The organism is Methylobacterium nonmethylotrophicum, from assembly GCF_004745635.1.
GTDB lineage: Bacteria > Pseudomonadota > Alphaproteobacteria > Rhizobiales > Beijerinckiaceae > Methylobacterium > Methylobacterium nonmethylotrophicum.
Genome location: NZ_SRLB01000026.1, coordinates 1 through 19,693, shown reverse-complemented (window position 1 = coordinate 19,693; position 19,693 = coordinate 1). Strand labels below are relative to the sequence as shown.

Annotated in this window: 16 protein-coding genes; 6 read left to right on the top strand and 10 right to left on the bottom strand. The window is 73.7% G+C overall.

The features are described from left to right. Positions 1–3: 3 nt before the first annotated feature. Positions 4–651 (bottom strand): hypothetical protein, encoded by a 648-nt coding sequence (locus EU555_RS26735; RefSeq protein ID WP_245524516.1) that lies wholly within the window; start codon positions 649–651, stop codon positions 4–6. Positions 652–965: 314 nt separating this feature from the next. On the opposite strand from EU555_RS26735, the gene EU555_RS26730 reads away from it, so the two are divergent. After that, positions 966–2,387: an alpha,alpha-trehalose-phosphate synthase (UDP-forming) gene (locus EU555_RS26730; protein ID WP_135418433.1), complete on the top strand. Its 1,422-nt coding sequence runs from the start codon at positions 966–968 to the stop codon at positions 2,385–2,387. 29 nt (positions 2,388–2,416) lie between these two features. Here EU555_RS26730 and EU555_RS37535 read toward each other — a convergent pair whose 3' ends face one another. Further along, on the bottom strand, positions 2,417–3,517 hold the full coding sequence (locus EU555_RS37535; protein WP_135418432.1) for a glycosyltransferase family 4 protein: 1,101 nt from the start codon (positions 3,515–3,517) through the stop codon (positions 2,417–2,419). Continuing rightward, positions 3,510–4,280, bottom strand: coding sequence for a polysaccharide deacetylase family protein (locus tag EU555_RS26720; RefSeq protein ID WP_135418431.1), 771 nt, complete (start codon positions 4,278–4,280; stop codon positions 3,510–3,512). Before EU555_RS26720 ends, EU555_RS37535 begins: the two co-directional genes overlap by 8 nt. Before the next feature lie 280 nt (positions 4,281–4,560). Here EU555_RS26720 and EU555_RS26715 point away from each other — a divergent pair, with 280 nt between their 5' ends. The 5 genes from EU555_RS26715 (at position 4,561) to EU555_RS26695 (ending at position 13,132) form a co-directional block, all read left to right on the top strand. Further along, positions 4,561–5,547, top strand: coding sequence for a lipid II:glycine glycyltransferase FemX (locus EU555_RS26715; protein ID WP_245524515.1), 987 nt, complete (start codon positions 4,561–4,563; stop codon positions 5,545–5,547). Between the two features lie 2 nt (positions 5,548–5,549). Further along, positions 5,550–6,830, top strand: a complete 1,281-nt coding sequence (locus tag EU555_RS26710; RefSeq protein WP_135418429.1) for a lipopolysaccharide biosynthesis protein — start codon at positions 5,550–5,552, stop codon at positions 6,828–6,830. Beyond that, positions 6,824–8,197, top strand: coding sequence for an O-antigen ligase family protein (locus tag EU555_RS26705; protein WP_135418428.1), 1,374 nt, complete (start codon positions 6,824–6,826; stop codon positions 8,195–8,197). The genes EU555_RS26710 and EU555_RS26705 overlap by 7 nt, the downstream gene beginning before the upstream one ends. A gap of 87 nt (positions 8,198–8,284) precedes the next feature. Beyond that, the gene (locus EU555_RS26700; protein ID WP_135418427.1) at positions 8,285–10,414 is read left to right on the top strand and encodes a GumC family protein; all 2,130 of its coding nucleotides are present in this window, start codon (positions 8,285–8,287) and stop codon (positions 10,412–10,414) included. A gap of 720 nt (positions 10,415–11,134) precedes the next feature. Beyond that, on the top strand, positions 11,135–13,132 hold the full coding sequence (locus tag EU555_RS26695; protein WP_135418426.1) for a right-handed parallel beta-helix repeat-containing protein: 1,998 nt from the start codon (positions 11,135–11,137) through the stop codon (positions 13,130–13,132). Here the strand turns inward: EU555_RS26695 and EU555_RS26690 are convergent. The 7 genes from EU555_RS26690 to minE all read right to left on the bottom strand — a co-directional run. Then, positions 13,062–13,892, bottom strand: a complete 831-nt coding sequence (locus EU555_RS26690) for a WecB/TagA/CpsF family glycosyltransferase (RefSeq protein ID WP_135418425.1) — start codon at positions 13,890–13,892, stop codon at positions 13,062–13,064. The two genes, EU555_RS26695 and EU555_RS26690, sit on opposite strands and share 71 nt — an antisense overlap. 3 nt (positions 13,893–13,895) lie before the next feature. Continuing rightward, the gene (locus tag EU555_RS26685) at positions 13,896–15,095 is read right to left on the bottom strand and encodes a glycosyltransferase (RefSeq protein WP_342636498.1); all 1,200 of its coding nucleotides are present in this window, start codon (positions 15,093–15,095) and stop codon (positions 13,896–13,898) included. Continuing rightward, positions 15,092–16,054: a GDP-L-fucose synthase family protein gene (locus EU555_RS26680; protein ID WP_205820999.1), complete on the bottom strand. Its 963-nt coding sequence runs from the start codon at positions 16,052–16,054 to the stop codon at positions 15,092–15,094. The genes EU555_RS26685 and EU555_RS26680 overlap by 4 nt, the downstream gene beginning before the upstream one ends. An 11-nt stretch (positions 16,055–16,065) precedes the next feature. Further along, on the bottom strand, positions 16,066–17,163 hold the full coding sequence (gene gmd / locus EU555_RS26675) for a GDP-mannose 4,6-dehydratase (RefSeq protein WP_135418423.1): 1,098 nt from the start codon (positions 17,161–17,163) through the stop codon (positions 16,066–16,068). 400 nt (positions 17,164–17,563) lie between these two features. Then, entirely contained in the window at positions 17,564–18,556 is a 993-nt protein-coding gene (locus EU555_RS26670) for a Gfo/Idh/MocA family protein (RefSeq protein ID WP_135418422.1), read from the bottom strand. Between the two features lie 263 nt (positions 18,557–18,819). Then, positions 18,820–19,359, bottom strand: coding sequence for a hypothetical protein (locus tag EU555_RS26665; RefSeq protein WP_135418421.1), 540 nt, complete (start codon positions 19,357–19,359; stop codon positions 18,820–18,822). 100 nt (positions 19,360–19,459) lie between these two features. Then, the coding region (minE, locus tag EU555_RS26660) for a cell division topological specificity factor MinE (protein ID WP_135418420.1) at positions 19,460–19,693 on the bottom strand (234 nt) is incomplete at its 5' end.

Here is a 19,693-nt window from a genome sequence, read left to right as displayed (position 1 = left end):
CCGTCAGGCCGAGTAGCGCGGACCGGACGGGCCGGTGCGGTACGGGTCGGGACGGGTCGTCTCCGGCTCGCTATGGGCGCCGGGCGCCTCGCGCGGGCTGAAGGAATCGGGCGACTTGGCGGCGTAGGGCTCGCGGCTGCGGGTGCCGCGGGTCTCAGGACCCCGCGCGAAGGCCTCGCGCCCGTCGAGCAGGTGGGCCGGGTGGGCCGACGACTTGATGAAGCGGGCGGCCAGGAAGCCGGTGAGGAAGGTCGCCACCGCCACGGCGGCGGGGCGGCGGCGGGCCACCGACTCGATCTCGCTGTAGAACTCCTCGAAGCTGCGCTCGCGGATCGAGCCCGAGAGCTGCTCCAGGCCTTCCGCCGCGCTGTCGAAGAAGGCCTTCACGTTGGGCTGCTGGTCGAGCTTGCCGCCCGAATCGCGCAGGGCCTGGGCGAGGTCGGAGACCGACTGGGCGGCGTCGCCCTTGCGCCGGTCGACGTAGCCGTGAACCTGCTCGCGGGCCGATTCCACCAGGCTGAAGCCGCGCTCCATCGCCACGTCGCCGAGCTGGCGCACGTCGGACCTCAGGTCGTTCCAATCCGCCGGGCGCTCATCGTGCGATCCCCGGCTCTCTGCCCGGTGCTGTCCGTTGTCGTAACCCGCGCTCATCAGGCACACTCCGTATCTTTGGTGGCGCGGCGGGCAGGCCGGACGGCCGCCGCGCCGAACTCGTGCGACGATATTGCGTGTAACAGCAGCCAAGGCGCCCGGTTCCGGCCATTTCCGAGGACGAGTCCCGGCGGGATTCCTGTGGAGCGCCGGGCACAGCCGACGCGGGTGCCGAACCCGCGAGAATCCACCCGAAGGGTTGACCAAACCGCGCGGATCGCGCTTGCTTCCGGTGCGTTTTCTCCGTCGGGGGCGGATGGACGCGGCGACGTTCCCGCCCCACAAGGTCCGTGCAGCCGGAGTCCATACCCGCCGTGTCACGCCTCATCATCGTGTCGAATCGCGTCGCCGTCCCGGATGCGGGCTCCAAGGCGGTCGCGGCCGGCGGGCTCGCCGTCGCCCTCAAGGAGGCCTTCAACGCCTACAAGGGGCTGTGGTTCGGCTGGAGCGGCAAGATCACCGAGAACCCGTCCTCCGAGCCGGTGATCGCCGACCGGGGCCGGGTGCAGTACGCGGTGATGGATCTCTCGCCCCAGGACCACCGCGAGTATTACAGCGGCTTCGCGAACCGGGCGCTCTGGCCGATCATGCATTACCGCCTCGGCCTGGCGGCGTTCTCCCGGGCCGACTATGCCGGCTACCAGCGGGTCAACCGCATCTTCGCCCAGGCGCTCGCCGGCCTGATCGAGCCCGGCGACCTGATCTGGGTCCATGACTACCACCTGATCCCGCTCGCCTCCGAGCTCAGGGGCCTCGGCGTCTCGAACCCGATCGGCTACTTCCACCACATCCCGTGGCCGTCGGGCGAGGTGTTCAACACCCTGCCGGCCTCGACCGAGCTCCTGCGTGCGGTCTCGGATTACGACCTGATCGGGCTCCAGACCGACAGCGACGTCCACAACCTGTCGCGCAACCTCGTCGACGAATTGCGGGCGATCCCCCTCGGCGGCGGCTCGCTGATGGTCGACGGGCGCCGCACCCGCATCCGCAGCTTCCCGATCGGCATCGACGTCGACGGCTTCCGCCAGGCGGCGGAGCGCGCCGGCATGAACCGCACGGTGCGCGACACGGTGGCGGGCCTGCGCACCCGCAAGCTCCTCATCGGCGTCGACCGGCTCGACTACTCGAAAGGCGTGCCGGAGCGGATGGAGGCGGTCGAGCGCTTCTTCGCCTCGAACCCCGACCAGCGCGGCAACGTCGTGTTCCTGCAGATCGCCCCGAAGTCGCGCACCGAGGTGCCGGAATACGAGCAGCTCAGCCGCGACGTGAACGAGGTGCTCGGCAACATCAACGGGTCGCTCGGCGAGCCGTCCTGGACGCCGATCCAGTACGTCACCAAGGCCTATCCGCGCGCGGTGCTGGCCGGCCTGTACCGCGCCGCGCGGGTCGGCGTCGTCACGCCGATGCGCGACGGCATGAACCTCGTCGCCAAGGAATACGTCGCCGCCCAGAGCGACGACGATCCGGGCGTGCTGGTGCTCTCCAAGTTCGCCGGCGCCGCCCGCCAGCTGCCCGAGGCGCTGCTGGTCAACCCCTACGACCGGTTCGAGGTGGCGGAGGCCATCCGCGCCGCCCTCTACATGCCGAAGGCCGAGCGGGTCGAGCGCTGGCGCCCGATGTTCGAGCGCATGGCCCGCGAGGACGTCGACTGGTGGGCGCGCAGCTATCTCGGCGAGCTTGAGGGCTTCCGCACGATCGAGCGCGAGCCCCCGGCGGCGGCCGAGCGGGCGCAGTAGCGCGAAGGCCCGACGCACCGGCGGCCGCCTCACGCCACCGACGCGAGCCCCGCCAGGTAGCCTGCGACCGCGCGGTCGAGCGAGACCTCCGGCAGCACGCGCCCGGCCGCCTCCCGCAGGCGCGCCCGCCGGCCCGGATCGTCGAGGAGGTCCAGGGTCGTGCGCGCCCAGTCCGCGACCTCCATCGGCCGCACCACGCCGCAGCCCTGGGCCGCGAGCAGCTCGCGGGCGGCGCCGGAATGAGGCGAGGCGAGGACCGCCGCCCCGCTCTGCAGCGCCTCGTTGACGACGATGCCCCAGACGTCGCCGCGGCTCGGGAAGAGCAGCAGGCGGGCGGAGGCATGGGCCTCGGCCAGCGCCTCCTGGCTCAGGTAGCCGTCGAACCGGGCCGGGATCCCGGCCTCCGACAGGCGCGCCGCCATCTCGGCCCGCAGCGGGCCGTCGCCCGCCACCCGCACGCGCAAGGGCCGGCCGAGGGCGGCGCAGGCGCACAGGACGTCGGTGAAGAAGCGGGCGCCCTTCACCTCCTCGTTGAGGATGCCGCAGAACAGCACGTCGTAGGGCCTGGCCTCCGGGTCGGGCAGCGGCGGCTGCGGCGTCCAGGCCGGGAAGAGCGGCGCCCGGTGGATCCGGGCCGGCGCCAGCCCGTAGCCGGCGAGCAGCGTCCGGCCGCCCTCGCTCGGCGCCAGGCCGAAGGCCGCCCCCGGGACGATGACCCGGCGCAGCGCCCGGTGCGCCGGCGAGCGCGTCCCCGGATCGGTCTCCGGCACGCCGTCGGTGCGGATCGCGTAGGGGATGCGCAGGGAACGGGCCGCGAGCGCCGCCATCGCCATGGTGGGCGAGAAGTCGTTGAGGATCACCGCCGCCGGCCGCAACCGCGCGAGGCGGGTCACGACGCCCGGATTGACGTAGAGGTTGCGCACCGCGTCCCGGTGCCAGCGCAGGCCGGGCAGGACCGAGAAGTCGTAGCCGTCCGCCGCCGCGAGCTGCCACTGGCGCGCGGGCTCCCGGGCGGTGCAGGCGAGCACCGCGAGCGGGCGGTCGAGGGCGGCCGCGAGGGCGCGGTAGAGCACCTGGGTGTACGGGGCGAGCGCCCCCGTCACCACCACGACGGGACGGGGCTCACGCAAGGCGGGCTCCCATCAGGGCATCGAGCTCGTGCAGGGGCCATTCCGGCTCGAGGACGTGGCGCGGCAGCGCCGCCAGATCCTGGGTGCCGGTCGCGACGCCGCGGCGGGTGGTGAAGAAGCTGGCATAGCCGCTCGCCAGCGCCAGCGCCGGATCGCGCTCGGGGCGGTAGTCGCGCCCCGCCACGCCCCACGGGCAGGCGAAGTGCCGGACCGGGCGCCCCGTCGCCGCCTCGAGGGCGGTGCGCGACGACGCGATCTCCCGCCGGGCCGCGGCATCCCCCAGCATCGCGATGCGGGCGTGGCTGACGCCGTGCGAGCCGACCTCCATGCCGGCGGCGAGCCAGTCCTTCACCATGGCCCGGTCGGCGTAGGGGCCGGGCGGGCTTTGCGGCGGCGCGTCGAGCCAGTCGCTCACCAGGAACAGGATCGCCGGCACGCCGGCCTCGCGCAGCACCGGCAGCGCGACCTCGACCGTGTCGGCGTAGCCGTCGTCGAAGGTGACGAGGAAATGCCGCGCCGTCCCGGCCTCGCCGGCCTTGAGGAGCGTCACGGCCTCGTCGGCCCCGACAAAGCGGCCGTGACGCCGCAGGGCGGCGATCTGCGCCGCGAAGCCAGCCCGGTGGCCCTCGGGCACCCGGTGGTAGCACAGGGTGTAGAGGCCCGGCGGCGCGTGTGCCAGGCGGCGCACCTGCGCGAGGGCGCGCAGCAGCAGGGCCCGCATCACAGGATGGTCGCGGGCCAGAGTCTTGAACGTGTGCAGCATCCGCCCGCCGTCATGAGAGCGCCGTCCTCGACGTTGAGACCGGCCCGGCGCGTGAACAAGCCAAGAAAACAACGTAGTCCACAGCACCGTCGATCCCGATCGGCCGCGTCGCGGCGTCCCCGGCTCTCGTCGCACCGTCGCCGCTTCGGTCTGACGAAGCTTTGCGCTCATCATCGGCGGGCGGAAACGGTGCGGCGCTTGCGTTCCGGGGGGCATGGCGGCGGGCGATGTCGCGTCCTGGCACGGGGACCCCATGACCGGAACGGAACGTGAGACAGGTTTGCGGGTCGTCCCCGTGGCCGACGTGCCAGCGTGGGACGAGGCCGTGTGGGCGCAAGGACGCGGCACGATCTTCTCGGCCGCGGGCTGGGGCACGTACAAGGCGCGCCGCGGCGCTCGGATCGCACGGCTGAGCGTCGTCGACGACGCCGGCGACCTCCTCGGCCTGGCGCAGGTGCAGATCAAGCACCGGGGCCCGACCCGGCAGGTCTACCTCCAGGGCGGGCCTCTCCTCACCCGGAAGGGCGAGCGCCAGGGCGAGGCGGTGGTGCGCAGCCTGCTGGCGCACCTGTCCCTCGGCCCTCTCGACCTCGTGGTGGTGGATTTCAACCGTGCCGAGAGCCCGGGGGCGGTGCTCGGGCTCCTCGCCTGCGGGTTCCGGCCGGTGACGACGGCGAGCCGCCACACCCTCGAGGTCGACCTCACGGGCGGGCTCGACGCGGTGACGGCCGAGATGGACCCCCGCTGGCGCCAGCGCCTGCGCAAGGCCGAGCGCAACGCCGCGATGACCGCGCGCTTCCTCGACGACCCGGCCGAGCGGCTCGCTGCCTTCGACGCCTTCGCGGTGATGTACGCGTCGCTCAAGACCCGGAAGAACTTCGCCAACGACTTCGACTGCGCGGCCTACCGCGACCTCGCGGCGAACGACCCGCGCCACCTCATCCTCGCGGTGCGGGAAGGCGACGAGCTGTGCCTCGTGCGCATCGCGCATCGGAGCCGCGACCGCCTCACCGACTTCTTCACCGCCTCGACCGAGCGGGCCAAGGCGAATGCCGCCGCCTACCTGGCGGTGTGGAGCTTCGTCCGCCGCGCGACCGAGGACGGCTGCCGGGCGTTCGATTTCGGCGGCATCGATCCCGTCCGCAACCGGGGGGTCTACGACTTCAAGCGCGGGCTCACCCGCAACGTCGTGTCGAGCGGGCCGCTCTGGCTCTACGGCCGCAACCGCCTCGTCACCGCGGCGGCCGGGGCGGCGCTCGCCCGGTGAGGATGCCTTCCGCACTCCTCGCCCGCCTGCGCGGCCCGGCCCTGCTCTCGCTTCTCGATCAGGGGGCGGTCAGCGGCTTCGGCTTCCTCGCCGGGATCGCGGCGGCCCGCCTGATCGACATGGAGGCCTTCGGGCGCTTCGCCCTCGTCCTCATCGTCGCGGGCTTCGCGCAGGGGCTCCACAACGCGCTCGTCACCGCGCCGCTGATGACGCTCGCCGGCACCGTCCGCAGCCCGGCCCGCTACGTCGCGGCGGTCAGCGCCGGCGCCCTGGTGCTCGCCGTCGGCCTCGCCCTCGCGGTCGCCGGGGCGCTGGCGCTGTACTTCTCCCTGCGCGACGAGCCCGTCCCCGTCGACCTCGTCACGGCAGCCGGCGCGCTCACCCTGGCGCAGAACCTCCAGCTCACCGCCCGCCGCGTGCTCTTCGCCTATGAGGGGGGCGCCCAGGCGCTCGCGATGGACCTCGCCCGGGCGGCGGCCTTCCCGCTCGCCGTCGCGGGGATGTGGGCGGCGGGGATCCCGCTCAACGCGGCCCGGCTCGTCGAGCTCCTCGCGCTCACGGCGTTCCTGACCACGCTGCCGATCCTCGCCGGCCGGGCGGTCGAGCCCGGGCGCCGGCGCCTCGCCGCGACCACGGTGCGGCACTGGCAGATGGCGCGCTGGCTGCTGCCGGTGGTGCTCGTCACCTTCGGGCAGGAGCAGCTGGTCTGGATCCTGGCCGGCGGCACCCTCGGGGACGAGGCTCTGGGAGGATTGCGGGCGGCGCAATACCTCGTCGGCATCGTGCTGCTGATGCTGTCCGCGACCGAGAACGTGGTGCCGACCGGGGCGGGGCGGGCCTACGACACCGGCGGCGAGCCGGCGCTCCGGGCCTACCTCCTCGGCGTCACCCGCCGCCTCGGCCCCCCGGTCGGGCTCCTCCTCACGCTGGTGGCGGTGCCGGCGGACCTGTGGCTGCGCCTCGTCTTCGGCGAGCCCTACGTGCCGTTCGCCGCCTGCCTGCGCTGGCTGGCGCTCGGCGTCGTGTTCATCTTCCTGCGGGACATGGTGGCGCAGATCTTCCGGGCGCGGCGGCGCACCGACGTGATCTTCCGCGCCTTCGCGGTCAGCTTCGCGGTGTCGCTGGCGCTGCTCCAGCCGCTGCTGACCCGCTACGGCGCCGCCGGGGCCGCGGCGGTGGTGACGGCCGCGCACGGCGCCTCCCTCCTCGCCCTGCTGGCGGCGCTCGGCCGCGCCCGCATCCCCTCCGCCGGGGCGCCCACGGAGAGTCCGGAGCGATGCTGAACGTCCTGATCGCGACCGGGGTCGCGACCTGGTTCTCGGTCGCCTACCCGGTGCTGCGCCGCCGCCTCGCGGTGCGGGCTCCCTCCGGCGGCGCGCCGCTGTTCTGGCCGCTGGCCCTGCTGGTGGTGTTCGCCTTCATGCCCCTCGTCTTCTCGGTCGAGCGCACCGACGGCAATGCGGTGCTGGAGCAGGGGCTGACGGCGTCGAACGTCGTCACGATCGTGCTCACCGGCCTCACCGGCCTCTACCTCGCGGCGAAGATCGCCGCCGACCGGCGGGTCCTGACGCTGCCGTTCTGCATGCCGTACCTGCCGTTCACCCTGATGATCGGCATGAACGCCCTGAGCGCCGCCTGGTCGATCGTCCCGCTCTACACCCTCTACCGCACCGCCGAGCTCGCGATCTTCACCCTGACCTCGATCCTGATCTTCGACCGGCCGGACATCCAGCGCCGGCTCGGCGACATCCTGGCCATCGTGACGCTGTCCTGGCTGGTCGCGGTGACGCCCGAGATCGTGACGAACCTCGCCTCCGGCATCGTGTTCTCGTCGGCCAAGAACAACATGATGCCGCTCGTCTGCGCGGCTCTCGGCTTCGCGGCGGCGTTCGGGCCGCGCCGGCCCCGGCGCGGCCTCTACCTGGTGCTGGCAGCGGCCGGCTTCGTCATCGCCGGGTCGGCGGCCTCGACGGGCGCGCTGATCGCGGTCGGGCCGGGCCTGATGATCGCCTCCCGCCGCCCGGGCCTCCGCCTCGCCGGCATCGTCCTCGCCCTCGCGTCGGTCGCGGTCTTCCTGTTCCTGATGGTCGGCCTGTCGAACTTCCCGGCCCTGCTCGACGTCCTCTCGGTCATCCTCCAGAAACCCCGGGTCGAGCTCGCCAACGCCACCGGCCGCGGCCAGTTCTGGCCGACCTTCATCGCGGCGACGCAGGACCGCCTCCTCGGCTCCGGCTTCTCGGCCGCGGACCGCTTCGTGCAGCTCCTGATCCCGACGACGGAGCTCGCCGACGAGCTCGGCCGCGACGCGGTGTTCATCACCAGCTCGCACAACATGTTCCTGAGCGCCTGGGCCGGAACCGGGATCGTCGGCCTGTGCTTCGCCCTCGTCACCCTGATCGAGCCGATCCGCTTCGCGCGGGCCGCCGACCGCGGCACCCGCCGCCTCGTCGCCTGCCTGATCCTGATGCTGGCCCTCAACGGCATGACGACGCCCGGCCTGTACCAGGACTGGAACGTCAACGTGCTCGCCTACGTGGCGGTGCTGGCCTACGCCCGGGCCGCACGGCGCGCCGCCGAGGCGCCCGTCGTGCTCGCGGCCGGTCCGGTCGCGATCCCGCACCGGGCCGATCCGGCCTGGCCCGCGGCTTGAAGCCCTCGCGTCAAACGGAATGGTGTCCGGCCCGGTCGTCCCGGGACGAACCATGTCCGATCCGAAACGGGAGCCTCGGGGCCCAGCATGACGATGGTCGAGAATGTCCGGAACGGGCTGCTCATCGGCGCGGCCCCGCGGGACGAGGGGGGGCGCGAGCCCTGGTTCCTCGACCCGCGGGAGATCCTCCGCTCCGTGCGCCTGCGCTGGATCACGGTGCTCCTGCCCGTCCTCCTGTTCCTCGCCGTCGCGGCCGCCTGGACGCGGCTCAACCCGCCGCAATACGCCGCCTCGACCCAGATCCTGATCGATCCGCGCGGGCTGCAGGTGGTCAAGGACGGCCTCACCCCGCCGGACCAGGCGAGCGACGCCAGCCTGCTCCTCGTCGACAGCCAGCTCCGGGTGCTGACCTCCGACGACGTGCTCGGCCGCGTCGTCGACCGCTTCGACCTCAGCCAGGACCCCGAGTTCCAGGGCCGCCCGACCCTGATCGGAGCGGTCAAGGACCTGATCGGGCGGCTCACCGGCCGCACCGAGCCGCCGGCCGATCCGCGGCTGACGGCGCTTCGGATCCTGCGCGACCGGACCGGGGCGCGCCGGCTCGAGCGCAGCTTCGTGCTCGAGCTCGGGGTGACCTCCGAGGACCGCGAGAAGGCGGCCCGCCTCGCAGGCGGCGTCGCCGAGACCTACCTCGCCCGCGACGCCGCGACCCGCTCCGACACGACGCGGCGCGCCGGCGAGGCGATCGAGGGCCGCCTCGCCGAGCTGCGCGACGCCCTGCGCAAGGCCGAGGACAAGGCGCAAGGCTTCCGGGCGAAGCGCAACATCGTCGGCACCCGCTCGCAGCTCGTGAGCGAGCAGCAGCTGACCCAGCTCAGCGACCAGCTCGGCGCGGCCCGCTCGCGCGCCCTCGAGGCCGGTTCCCGCGTGCGGCAGATCGAGGGCGTGCTCGCCGGCGGTCCCTCCGATTCCGTCACCGAGATCGTCCAGAACCCCACCATCACCGCCCTGCGCGGCCAGCTCGCCGGGGTGGAGCGCCTGCGCGCGGATGCCGAGGACACCCTCGGCCGGCGCCACCCGAGCTACCAGGCGGCGCTCGTGCAGGAGAAGGCCCTGCGCACCGCGATCGAGGCCGAGATCCGCCGCATCGCGGCGGCGAGCCGCAACGACTACCAGGCCGCCCAGGCCAGCGAGCGGTCCCTCGCCGCGACGCTCGAGCGGCGCAAGGCCGAGGCCCTGAAGGTCGGCGACGACTTCGTGCAGCTGCGCGAGCTCGAGCGCCAGGTCGAGGCGAGCCGGGCGGTCTACGAGGCCTTCCTGGTCCGGGCCCGCGAGCTGCAGGAGCAGCAGCGCCTCGATACCTCGGCCTCCCGCATCATCTCGCCGGCCTCGCCGCCGGAGAAGCGCCTCGGTCCCCCGACGCCGGTGGTCTTCGTCGCCGCCCTGGTGGCGGGGCTCGGCGTCGGCCTCGTCGGCAGCCTCGGCCTCGAACTGCTCGCCGGCCGCGTCCGCTCCCGCCGCCGGCTCGAGGGGCATCTCGGCCGCACCGGCCTCGACGCCCTGCCGCGGGCCCCACGCGGGATCGCCGACGCGGCGGCGCTGCGCGGCGAATTCGGCTCGGTGCGGGGCGACGGGGCCTACGAGGTCGCGGTCGCGCGCCTGCGCCACCGCCTCGCGGCCGCGCCCGGCAAGAGTTCGGGCAGCGCCCCCCTCGTGGTGCTCGTCACCGCGGCGGACGACCGGGCCGGCAAGGCGGTCCTCGCCCGGTCCCTCGCGCTCTCGGCCGCCGCCGACCGCGAGCGGGTGATCCTGATCGACGCCGATCCGGAGGGGAGCCTCACCCGGGACCTGGGGCTCGCGGCGCGACGCGACCTCGCCGAGGCCTTGCGCGACCGCACCGCCCTCACCGAGGCCGTCGTCGAACTGCCCTCCGGCGTCAGGGTGCTGCCCCGGCCCGGCGACCTGCCGCGGAGCCTCGCCGGGAACCTCGCCGACGCGCTCCTGCGCAGCGACGCCGACCTCGTCGTCGTCGATCTCGGCCTCGTCGGGGGCGACGTGGTCACCGAGCGGCTGATCGCCGACGAGCGCATCCCGGAACTGCTCCTCGCGGTGAGCGCCAAGCGCAGCCACCTCGCCGCCGTCGATCGCGCCCTCAAGGCGATCGGACCCGCCCGGCGCCCGCGCCTCGTCGTCACGGATGCGGGGCTGCGGGAGTAGGGGATGGGCTTCTTGCTGGGATATCCGTGGAGATCCGGTTCTAAGTATCAGAGCCTGTTTGATTGCCAAGAACGGCATCACATGGGTCTCATCCGTCCAATCCACGACCTCATCCTGAGGTGCTGGCGATCGAAGATCGCACGTGAAAGGAGCCTCGAAGGAGGGCTCCAGAAGGCTCAGTGATCCCTGGAGCCCTCCTTCGAGGTCAGTCGATCTTCAATCGTGCGCGATCTCCGATCGCCGACACCTCAGGGTGAGGTTGAGGGTGGGATAATTTTGCAAGGCACGTCAAACCGGCTCTCAGATCGGCCCCCCCTCCCATACGGCAGGGCTGTCCGGCGAAAGAAGTGACGCGCTTTTCTCCTCTCCCCGCGGGCGGGGAGAGGGCCGTGTCACCGTTCAGGGGACGCGGCAAGCGCAGGCGCAGCCGGAGCGAGGGTGAGGGGGTCTCGACGAGTGAGACTCCTTCGGAGACACCCCCTCACCCTCGCGGCGAACCTGCGGCTCGCCGCTTCCTGAGCCCCTTCGGAGCTCAGGCCTCTCCCCGCCCGCGGGGAGAGGAGAGTCCCGCGCTTCGCGATTCCCCGTACAGCCCTGTTCATACGGGATGGGGATCCCGCGACTGCCTTCTGATCGTTGCCGGCCGCAATGCAAGTCATCAGTCAGTATCCGGCACGCGACCCGCCCCCAACCCTACCAGGCTCTGAAAGGAGCCCGCCCATGCGGACCCTGCTCCTCGTCACCGTGGTCGCTCTCCTCGGCATGGCCCACGTTCCCGCCGAGGCGGCTCCGGTCGAGATCCCGGTCGCGGCGGAGGGCGCGCGGCCCGGACCCGGCGGCGTCGCGAGCCTCGACCAGGCCGCCGCAGAGGCCCGGCGGCGGCGCGGGCGCGACCCGCGGGCGGCGATCGTCATCGCGCTGGCGCCCGGCACGCACCGGCTCGCCGGGCCCGTGCGCCTCGGCCCCGAGGACGGCGGCAGCGCCGAGGCGCCCCTGGTGATCCGTGGCCCCGCCGACGGCTCGGCCCGCCTCGTCGGCAGCGTGCGGCTCGATCCCGTCCCCATCGACCCGTCCTTGAGCGCCCGGGTGCCCGAGGCGGGGCGGGGCCAGGTCCGGGCCTACCGGCTGCCGCAGGCGGCGCGGGCCCCGGCGCGGATCCAGGCACCCATCGTCCTCAACGGCGGGCCGGCGCCCCCCGCCTTCGAGGTGTTCGACGCCGAGGGCGCGATGCACCCGGCCCGCTGGCCCGCCGAGGGTTTCGCCGAGGTGGAGTCGGGCGACGGGCCCGCCTTTACCCTGGCGGCCGTCCCACGGACCCTTCTTCGCGACGAACCCGACCTCTGGGCCGAGGGCTACTGGCGCTGGGGCTGGCTGTTCGAGGCGCTGCCGGTGGTCCGCTCCGCCCCGGGCGGGACGGGTGCGCGGCTCACCCTCGACCGCACGCCCTACGAGGGGATTCGCCCGTCCGCGCCCGTGCGCCTCGTCCACGCCCTGGCGGCCCTCGACCGGCCCGGCACCTGGTGGCGGGACGCGAGGAGCGGGATCCTGCTCGCCTGGCCCCGGGGCGGCGAGGCCGTGGAGGTCTCGGTGGCCGACGCGCTGCTGGCGATCGACGGCGCCGCCCACCTGCGGATCGAATCCCTGCGCCTCGCCATGGCCCGCGGCGACCTCGTGCGCGTGCAGGGCGGGCGCGACGTGGTGATCGCCGACAGCGCGCTGTCCTTCGCCGGCGGACGCGGGGCGGTGTTCGCCGGAACGCTGGACGGGGGCTTGCGCAACTGCGACGTCACCGCGACCGGCGCCGAGGCGGTGTTGCTCTCGGGCGGCGAGCGCCGCACGCTCGCCCCGGGCGGGCTCTACCTGCGCGACAGCCGCCTCACCGGCTTCGCCCGCAGGCAGCCGACACAGGCGCCGGCGGTCACCCTCGACGGCGTCGGCGCCGAGGTCTCGGGCAATGTCATCCGCGATTCGCCGGCCTACGCGATCCATATCCGCGGCAACGACCACCGGATCAGCGGCAACGAGATCGCGAACCTGCTCGCCGGCGCCACCGATACCGGCGCCATCTATGCCGGCCGGGACTGGACCGCCCGCGGCACGGTGATTGCCGGCAACTTCCTGCACGACATCCGGGGCGATGCCGGGCACGAGGTCAAGGGCGTCTACCTCGACGACATGGCGAGCGGCTTCACGGTCTCGGGCAACCTGTTCCTGCGGGTCGACCAGCCGGTCTTCATCGGCGGCGGTCGGGACAACCGGATCGAGGGCAACGTCTTCGTTGCCGCAAGCCCGGCCATCCACGTCGATTCCCGCGGGCAGACCTGGGCCAGCGACGCGGTGAGCGACCCGCAATCGGAGCTGCGCGCGGCTTTCTCGGCGATGCCGGTCGCCTCAGCCCCGTGGCGGGCGCGCTACCCGGGTCTCGCGAGCCTCCTCTACGACCGCCCGGCGGTCGCGAGCGGCAACGTCGTCACCGACAACCTCGTGGCGCTCGGCGAGCCGTTCCGCTTCACCGACGGGGGAAGCGAGGCCGAGCAGACGCTCGCCCGCAACCGCGGGCCGGCCGGCCCCCGCCCCGACCTGCCGGCGCTGGCGCGCAGTTCGGTCCGGCCGGAGGACTTCGCCGGCCTGGCCGAGGGCACCGGGCTCAGGCTGCCGACGATCCCGTTCGCCCGGATGCGCCGGGAGCGGACGGCCGGGGCGCCCTTCGGGCGCTGATCGCGTCCCACGCCGCGATCAGCAGGAAGCGCGGGATCGTGTCGAGGTAGCGCCGCCACAGGCGCCGCGGCTCGCGGGCGAGGCGGTAGGCCCATTCGAGCCCGGCGACCTGGAGCATCCGCGGCGCGCGCGGGATGCGGCCCGTCGCGACGTCGAAGGCGGCGCCGACGCCCATGGCGATCGTGCCCGGCAGGTGCGGGGCATGGGCCGCCATGAACAGCTCCTGCTTCGGGGTGCCGAGTCCGACCCACACGATCTGCGCCCCCGAATCCCGGATGCGCGCCCGCATCGCCTCGGTCTCGGCGGCGTCGAGGGGCCGGAAAGGGGGCGTCTCGGTGCCGGCGACCTGGAGCCCCGGGACGCGTGCGCGCATCGTCGTGGCGAGGAGATCCGCCACGCCCTCGCCCCCGCCGAGGAAGTAGTGGCGCCAGCCCGCGGCGGCGCCGGCCCGGCACACCGCCTCGACCGATTCGATGCCCGGCACCTGCTGCATGGTGGACAGGCCCCGCCACCGGCCGATCCAGCTCAAGGGGCGGCCGTCGGCGCAGACCAGGAGCGCGTCGTGGTGGGCGGCCCGCAGGGCCGCATCGGTCTGCGCCCGGACGACGCCGTGGGCGTCGCGGAAGACCACGAAGGTGCCGGGCTGGGCCGGCCCCTCGGCGAGGCGCCGCTCGAGGGCGCCGACGAGCCCGGCCATGTCGGTGGCCGAGACCGGGACGCCGCCGATCTCGAAGGAGGGGATGGTGGGATCGTGTGCCAAGAGTCAGGTTCCCGTTCTGGCGAGGGGCGCGTCCGCCGCGCGGGCGGCGACGGCGTCCCGGTAGATCGCGAGGAGCGCGCGCGTCGTGACGTCCTCGCGCCAGTCGCGCTCGTAGACGGTGCGGGCGGCCCGCCCCATCGCGGCCGCGGCCGCCGGGTCGTCGCGGATGCGCGCGAGGGCGAGGGCGAGGGCGGCGGGGTCGCCGGGCGCGGCGAGGAGGCCGGTGGTGCCGTCCGCGACCAGGCTGGCCAGCGCCCCGATCCGCGAGGCGACGACGGGCGTGCCGGCCGCGAAGGCCTCCGCCACCACCATCGGCAGGCCCTCGTACCAGAGGGACGGGACGACGAGGGCGGCGGCCCGCGCCATCGCGGCCTGCACCGCGTTCGGCGCGCAAGGTCCCCGGAGGTCGAGGCCCGGATGCCCGGCGAGCGCGCCCGCGAGCGGGCCCTCGCCGATCGCCGTGACGCGGGTCCCGATCCGGGCGGCGGCCTCGGCGAGGACGAGGAGGCCCTTCTCGGGGCTGAGCCGGCCGACATAGAGGAGGCCGTCGCGGGAGGCGCCCGAGGGCGGCCCCGGATCGGGCAGGCCGTTCGGGCGGATGCGGATCCGCCCGGCCGGGAAACCCGCGGCGACGAAGCGCTCGCGCGCGAACGGCGTCAGGGCGACGAACCGGTCGACGTCGCGCCGCCAGGTCCCGGCCCGGCGGTGGTGGTCGACCATGCGGGCGACCGCGAGCGAACCGAGCCGCGAGCCGCGGTAGCAGCGGAAGCGCACCGCCCGGTAGGGCGAGCCGGTGACGCACTCCTCGCAGGGCGCGCCGTCGCGCATCAGGAGGGCGCCCGCGCAGATCAGCCGGTAATTGTGCAGGGTCTGCACGGTGGCGTGGCCGGCGGCCCGCGCCGCGGCGTGGATGCCCGGCGAGAGCAGCGGGAAGAAGTTGTGCACGTGCACCACGTCCGGTGCGAAACGGCGCGCCGCCGCCATCACCCGCGCGATGCCCCGCGGCGCGTGCGTCGCCGAGAACGCCGCTTCGAGCCGGGCGAGGCCGGAATCGATCGCCTCGTTGTCGAGATAGACCACCTCGACCGCGCAGCCGGCCCGCTCAAGCGCAGCGACGTCGCGGGCCACCGCCGCGTCCTCGCCGCCGCGGATCTGGTAGCGGTTATGGGCGACGAGGATCCGCAGCGGAGCGCCGGCGCTCATCGGTATCGCCCGCCGCCGGCGAGGTAGTCGGCATAAGCCGCGGCCAGACCCTCGCGCAGGGAGATGCGCGGGCGCCAGCCGAGGGCGGTGAGTCGGGACACGTCGAGGCGCTTGCGCGGCGCGCCGTCCGGCCGCGACGTGTCGAAGGCGATCCGCCCGTCATAGCCGACGACCTCCGCCACCGTGCGGGCGAAGTCGGCGATCGACACCTCGTCGCCGGTGCCGATGTTGAGCGGGCCCGCCCAGGACTGGCGCTCCATCAGGAACACGCAGGCATCCGCGAGGTCGTCGGCGCAGAGGAATTCCCGCAGGGGCGTCCCGGTGCCCCAGACCGTGACGCTCTCCGCACCGTCGCGCTTCGCCGCATCGAAGCGCCGGATCAGCGCCGCCGGGACGTGGGCGTTCTCCGGGTGGTAGTTGTCGCCCCGCCCGTAGAGGTTCGTCGGCATCACCGAGACGAAATCGGCCCCGTATTGCCGGCGATAGGCGTCGCAGAGCTTGATCCCGGCGATCTTGGCGATGGCGTAGGGCTCGTTCGTCGGCTCGAGCGGCCCGGTGAGGAGCGCGTCCTCGGTCATCGGCTGGGGCGCGTGCTTGGGATAGATGCAGGACGAGCCGAGGAACATCAGCTTGGCCACGCCGGCCCGGTGCGCCGCCCCGATGACGCTGGCGGCGATCATCAGGTTGTCGTGCAGGAAATCGACCGGGTAGGCGGCGTTCGCGTGGATGCCGCCGACGACCGCCGCCGCGAGGAAGACCGCGTCGGGTCGGGTCCGGGCGAAGAATTCCGTCACCGCGGCCGGATCGCGCAGGTCGCACTCGGTGCGGCCCGCCGTCAGCACCTCGCACTCGACCCTGGCCAGCCGGCGCACGATCGCGCTTCCGACCATGCCGTGCGGGCCGGCGACGAAGACGCGCCTCCCGGCGAGCGGGAAGGCGAGGCCCGGTTCCGGGTTCATGGCCGGGGCCGTCATTCGGCGGCCTGCGACAGGGGGCGCAGCGTCGGCGCCGGCGGATAGGCGGCCTCGTGCCGGGCCGCCGCGAGGTCGCTCGCCACCATCTCGCGGACGAGGTCGGAGAAGCTGGTGCGCGGCGTCCAGCCGAGGCGCTCCCTGGCCTTCGTGGCGTCGCCGATCAGCAGGTCGACCTCCGCCGGCCGGAAGAAGCGCGGGTCGATCCGCACCAGGGGAGCGCCGGTCGCGGCGTCGCGCCCGACCTCGTCGGTGCCGGCCCCCTCCCAGGCGATCCGGCGGCCGACCTCCGCGAAGGCGGCCTCGATGAACTGGCGCACGGTGCGGGTCTCGCCGGTGGCCACCACGTAGTCGCCCGGCATGTCCTGCTGCACCATCAGGTACATCGCCTCGACGAAGTCGCGGGCATGGCCCCAGTCGCGCTTGGCCTCGAGGTTGCCGACCCACAGGCAGGTCTCGAGCCCGGCCTCGATCCGCGCCACCGCGCGGGTCACCTTGCGGGTGAGGAAGGTCTCGCCGCGGATCGGGCTCTCGTGGTTGAACAGGATGCCGTTGGTGGCGTGCATCCCGTAGGCCTCGCGATAATTCACCGTGATCCAGTAGGCGTAGAGCTTGGCCACCGCGTAGGGGCTGCGCGGGTGGAACGGCGTCGTCTCGGATTGCGGCACCGCCTGGACCAGGCCGTAGAGTTCCGATGTCGAGGCCTGGTAGAACCGGGTGCGGTCCTGCAGCCGCAGCTGCCGGATCGCCTCGAGGAGCCGCAGCGTCCCGACCGCGTCGGCATTCGCGGTGTATTCCGGCATCTCGAAGCTGACCGCGACGTGCGACTGCGCCGCGAGATTGTAGATCTCGTCCGGCTCGATCTCGGCGATCAGGCGCGTCAGCGCGCTGCCGTCGGTCATGTCGCCGTAATGCAGGTGGAAGCGGACATTCGCCTCGTGCGGGTCCTGGTACAGATGGTCGACCCGCGCCGTATTGAAGCTCGACGACCGGCGCTTGACGCCGTGGACCTCGTATCCCTTGGCGAGGAGAAGCTCGGACAGGTACGCGCCGTCCTGGCCGGTGACGCCGGTGATCAGTGCTTTCCTGGATGCCATCTCTCGCGATCCGATCTCTGCGGCAACCCCGACGGGTCAACCAAGTATACCGCCCGCCGTTCCGCCCTGGCAGCATCCCGGGCCGAGACCTTTTGGGCCCGAGCCGACGACGCCGCCGAAAAGAAGCGAAACGTTGGGCAGTGAGCCTGCGCTGAGATAACCCGTGAGCTGGGGATTTTCAGTCGCGGAGGACTACCGATCCCGGTACGTCAGGGCGACTCGACGCGATTCGTCACGCCGTTTCGAGACGAGTGCTCAAACTGACGCAGAATCAACTCGCGAATCGGATTCGGCTGCATTCGCAGCGGCCTATGGCGTGCCGGGCAACCGCGCGGCCGCCCCTCGGAGGGCGCCGGACGGAGGCCCGGCGGGCGAAGGTGTGACGCGATGTCCGACCGCTTCAGGCGGCGGCGGTTCCGCGGGCCAGGATCGCCTCGACGATCTCCTGCACCTCCAGCGCCTCCGACAGGGTGGCGAGGTGGTGGGGCTCGCCGTGGGTCATGCGCGCCACGCCCTCGAGCTGGCGGCGCAGGGCGATCGGCCGGGCCCGCTCGTTCGGCATCGCGTCGGGCGCGGGCTCGAAGCGGCCGTCCGGGCGGCGGCTTTCGGCGATCGCCCAGTCGCGCAGGCGCACGGCCCCGGCCTCGCCCGCGAGGGTCCAGGTGTTGTGGTCGTCCTGCTCCGTCGCACCGACCCGGCCCCGCAGCACGACCGGGACGTCGCCGGCCCGGAAGGTCGCTTCGATCGCCCGCTCGGACCGGCCGGGTTCCGGGAACTCGGCCGAGGCCTCGAGCCCGTGCAGGGGGCCGAGGAGGCGCCGGCTGAGGAACAGGAAATGCGAGACGACCTCGCGGGTGAAGCCGCCTTCCCGGGGTGCGTCGAGCCAGCCCGCGGCATCGGCCTGCCACGGCCGCGGCCAGCGCGCGAAGGCCACCTCGATCGTCAGGCGCCGCGGCGCACCGACCGCCCCTTGGGCGATCCACTGCACCAGGGCGGCGACGCCGAGGGAGGAGGCGAACGGGAAGTTCACGGCGCCGCGGCTGCCGGCAAGTGCCACGAAGGCGCGCGCGTCCGCGAGGTCGACGGCGAGCGGCTTCTCGCAGAACACGCTGCGGCCCGCCGAGAGCGCCGCGCGGGCGTAGCCGAGATGCGAGGCGGGCGGGGAGGCGACGTAGACGCAGTCGCTCGCCGCCACGACGGCGGCGGCGTCCGGGGCGAGGGGAAGGCCCGGGAAGCGCGCGGCGATGCGCGCCAGCGCCGCCGGGGCCGGATCCCACAGGGCCGCGACGCGGACGGGCGCACCGTCCTCGGAGAGGATGGCGTTCAGCATCCGCTCGCCCATGATGCCGGCGCCGATGATGCCGAGGGCGATAGGGTCGGTGGGGTTGCGCATCTGGGATCCCGGTGGCGGACGCTCCCCTCATAAGGCCGAACAGGCGGCGGGGAAACGCGCTCCGGTGCGATGGCGGTGGTCACCGGCTTCCTCGTCGCCGGGGCTCGCGGCCTCGGGCCGCACGGTGCCGCTCGCCGACGCGAGCACGGCCGATCCGCGGGTGAGCCGCACGCCGGCCGGGATGCGCGCGACCTGCGTGCCTGCCGCCGACCGTCGAGAGTCACGCCGGCGGTCATCGGGCCGCGGCCGGAGGCGCGCGGCCGTCACGCCTTCGGCACGTCGCCCTCGGGACCCTCGGGCGGCGGGGAAGCGGGCGGGACGTGGTCCTTGCGCCACTGGGCGAACAGGCTCTGGAGCACCGCGACGGTGTCGCGCACCGCCTTCGCCTCGTCCTCGACCGAGACGCCCTCAGAGACGGAGTTGCGCGTCGTCAGCACGGCGCGCTCCTCGATCTCGGCGAGGCGCTCGAGGAAGTCGGGCCGCGCGGCCAGGAGGTCGAGGGCGTCGCCCATGGCGGTGGCGAGCGTGGTGGCGAGGAGCCCGGCCGTCGCGACGTCGCCGACCGAGGCCTCGTAGGGCTCCGGCGCCTCGTCGTCCTCGTCCTCCTCGGCCGCGGCCTGAAGGCCCTCGACCAGGGCCTCGACGAGCTCGACCGCGGTGTCCTCCGGCACGGCGAGCCGCACCGCGACCTCGATGTCCTCGCCGCTGAAACCGGCGGTCCCGAGGGTGACCTGCAGGATGCCGGGCCGGCGCAGGCTGAGCGCCATCAGGGCGTTGGCGTAGATGGTGGGCGCGTCCGGCATGACCTCGACCTCTTCCGGGCAGGCGCGGGGGGAGCCCCCCGCGCCGACCGGGCCTATACCGCACCCCTGTGCGGGGTGGCGATCTCGGGCATCGGCGATCTCACGCGCTGGCGAGCCGGGCGACCTTGTTGTCGGGAAGCTCGATGTCGACGCCGAGGGTCGAGACGGCCTCGCCCCGCTCCATCGTCACCTTCACCTTCTCCTGGTCGATGGCGACGTGCTTGGCGATCACCGCCAGGATCTCCTCGCGCAGGATCGCCACCAGGTCCGAGCGCCCGAACGCGGTGCGCTCATGCGCCAGAAGGATCTGCAGGCGCTCGCGCGCCACCGGCGC

What these genes read in the sequence shown, in the direction of transcription:
- EU555_RS26695 (WP_135418426.1), top strand. Translation starts at nt 11,135, where the DNA reads ATGCGGACCCTGCTCCTCGTCACCGTGGTCGCTCTCCTCGGCATGGCC.
- EU555_RS26720 (WP_135418431.1), bottom strand. Translation starts at nt 4,280, where the DNA reads ATGCTGCACACGTTCAAGACTCTGGCCCGCGACCATCCTGTGATGCGG.
- EU555_RS26665 (WP_135418421.1), bottom strand. Translation starts at nt 19,359, where the DNA reads ATGCCGGACGCGCCCACCATCTACGCCAACGCCCTGATGGCGCTCAGC.
- EU555_RS26680 (WP_205820999.1), bottom strand. Translation starts at nt 16,054, where the DNA reads ATGAACCCGGAACCGGGCCTCGCCTTCCCGCTCGCCGGGAGGCGCGTC.
- EU555_RS26670 (WP_135418422.1), bottom strand. Translation starts at nt 18,556, where the DNA reads ATGCGCAACCCCACCGACCCTATCGCCCTCGGCATCATCGGCGCCGGC.
- EU555_RS26700 (WP_135418427.1), top strand. Translation starts at nt 8,285, where the DNA reads ATGACGATGGTCGAGAATGTCCGGAACGGGCTGCTCATCGGCGCGGCC.
- EU555_RS26710 (WP_135418429.1), top strand. Translation starts at nt 5,550, where the DNA reads ATGCCTTCCGCACTCCTCGCCCGCCTGCGCGGCCCGGCCCTGCTCTCG.
- EU555_RS26685 (WP_342636498.1), bottom strand. Translation starts at nt 15,095, where the DNA reads ATGAGCGCCGGCGCTCCGCTGCGGATCCTCGTCGCCCATAACCGCTAC.
- EU555_RS26705 (WP_135418428.1), top strand. Translation starts at nt 6,824, where the DNA reads ATGCTGAACGTCCTGATCGCGACCGGGGTCGCGACCTGGTTCTCGGTC.
- EU555_RS26735 (WP_245524516.1), bottom strand. Translation starts at nt 651, where the DNA reads ATGAGCGCGGGTTACGACAACGGACAGCACCGGGCAGAGAGCCGGGGA.
- gmd (WP_135418423.1), bottom strand. Translation starts at nt 17,163, where the DNA reads ATGGCATCCAGGAAAGCACTGATCACCGGCGTCACCGGCCAGGACGGC.